Source organism: Streptomyces sp. YS-3, assembly GCF_045257485.1.
Lineage (GTDB): Bacteria > Actinomycetota > Actinomycetes > Streptomycetales > Streptomycetaceae > Streptomyces.
In genome coordinates, this window is record NZ_JBJHPC010000953.1 from 1 (window position 1) to 1,593 (window position 1,593).

Here is a 1,593-nt window from a genome sequence, read left to right on the forward strand (position 1 = left end):
GGATAGGCGGGGTGGGCGTTCACCGGGTCTCCGGGCGGTTGCGGGCGATCAGGTGCTGGACGAGCGCGAGGAGGGCGTCGATGGAGGAGTTGGTGTCGCGCGCGTCGCACGTCACCATCGGGGTGCCGGCCTCCAGGTCGAGGGCGCGGCGCAGTTGTTCCTCGGTGTACGGGCGGGAGTCGGGGAAGGTGTTGAGCGCGACCGCGTACGGCAGTCCGGTCTCCTCCACCAGGCCGAGCACGTCGAAGGAGTCGTCGATGCGGCGGGTGTCCACCAGGACGAGCGCGCCGAGCGCCCCGTAGGCGATGTCCGCCCACAGTGAGCGGAAACGTTCCTGTCCGGGGGTGCCGAAGAGGTAGAGGACCACTCCCCCGCCCAGGCTGATCCGCCCGAAGTCGATGGCGACCGTGGTGGTCGTCTTGTCCCGGACCCCGGCGAGGTCGTCCACCGTGGCGGACGCCTCGCTCAGGTGCTCCTCGGTGTGCAGCGGGCGGATCTCGGAGACCGAGTCGATCAGGGTGGTCTTGCCCACCCCGAACGGGCCCGCGACCAGGATCTTCACCAGCTCGCGCGCGGTGTCGGGCAGATGGATCCCACGGGCCCCGGCGGCGCCGGTGGGGCCGGGGCTACTGCTTGAGGGCGCGGAGGCCATCGGCCACTCTCTTCAACAGATCGGGTGCGGGCAGGGCGGCGACGGGAATGGGCGGACGGGCGCTCACCAGCCCCTGGTCGATCAGGGCGGCGGCGAGCACCCGCACGGCGGAGACCGGCAGTTCGAGCAGCGCCGCCGTCTCCACGACGGTGAGCGAGCCGCCGTCCAGCACGTCCAGCAGGGCGTGCTGGGCGGCGGGCAGCCCGGCGGGCTCCGGGCCGCCCCCGCCGGTCAGCACCGACAGCCGCTCCAGGCTGTTGCGGCTGGGCCGGGCGACTCCACCGGTGGACAGATAGGCGGGAACCAGCGGACGGCCGCCGCGGCGGCCCGTCATGCGTGGGTGGCGCCGTCGGCTCCGCGCGGCGCCGCCGCCATGGTCTTCTCACCGAGCCGGGCCACCTGGGAATGGACGCGGTGGGCGAGCAGGTCGAGCCGGACCTCCGGGTCGCCGAAGGCGGCCACACAGGTGCCGTGGGCGGTCGGCGCGACCAGGATGTAGCCGTGGTCGGACTCGATGACGACCTGGCGGATACGGGCGTCCTCCTGGTCCGCGAAGGCCGCCGCCGCGGTGCGGCAGGCGCCCTGCACGGTGCTCATGATGGCGGCCGTGCGCTCGGCGGACGCCTGGGACAGGGCCTGGGTGTAGCCGGAGACGAGACCGTCCCGGGTGAGCAGGACGGCGGCCTGGACGTGCGGGATCTCCAGGATCGCGTCCAGCACCCACGCCGTCTCGCCGGTAGTGCCGCTGGTCATCGCGGTTCGTTCCCTTCGGTGGGGGCGGCGGAGCGGGCCGCTGCGGTACCGGACTGCAGTGCGCCGAGCGCGGCGGCCGACTCCTCGGGGGTACGGGCGGGCGCCGCGGCCGTCTCGGCGGGCAGCGCGGCCCGGGTGCGGCGGCGCCGCTGGGGCAGCGCGTCGCCGTCGGGCGCGGACTCATGGGT

Annotated in this window: 3 protein-coding genes and 1 pseudogene; all 4 read right to left on the reverse strand. The window is 74.3% G+C overall.

Going from position 1 to position 1,593, the window contains the following annotated elements; genetic code table 11:
* Positions 1-19 precede the first annotated feature (19 nt).
* Positions 20-652 carry a GTP-binding protein gene (locus ACJA3G_RS36635; protein WP_406557336.1) on the reverse strand — a complete coding sequence of 211 codons (633 nt, stop codon included), beginning with the start codon at positions 650-652 and terminating at the stop codon, positions 20-22.
* Positions 627-986: a DUF742 domain-containing protein gene (locus ACJA3G_RS36640; RefSeq protein WP_406557337.1), complete on the reverse strand. Its 360-nt coding sequence runs from the start codon at positions 984-986 to the stop codon at positions 627-629. The genes ACJA3G_RS36635 and ACJA3G_RS36640 overlap by 26 nt, the downstream gene beginning before the upstream one ends.
* Entirely contained in the window at positions 983-1,405 is a 423-nt protein-coding gene (locus ACJA3G_RS36645) for a roadblock/LC7 domain-containing protein (protein ID WP_406557338.1), read from the reverse strand. Before ACJA3G_RS36645 ends, ACJA3G_RS36640 begins: the two co-directional genes overlap by 4 nt.
* Positions 1,402-1,593: pseudogene (locus tag ACJA3G_RS36650) on the reverse strand (ATP-binding protein); the annotation flags it as partial. The gene ACJA3G_RS36645 and the pseudogene ACJA3G_RS36650, both read right to left, overlap by 4 nt.

Coding starts and splice junctions, on each gene's coding strand:
- ACJA3G_RS36645 (WP_406557338.1), bottom strand. CDS start 1,405: ATGACCAGCGGCACTACCGGCGAGACGGCGTGGGTGCTGGACGCGATC.
- ACJA3G_RS36640 (WP_406557337.1), bottom strand. CDS start 986: ATGACGGGCCGCCGCGGCGGCCGTCCGCTGGTTCCCGCCTATCTGTCC.
- ACJA3G_RS36635 (WP_406557336.1), bottom strand. CDS start 652: ATGGCCTCCGCGCCCTCAAGCAGTAGCCCCGGCCCCACCGGCGCCGCC.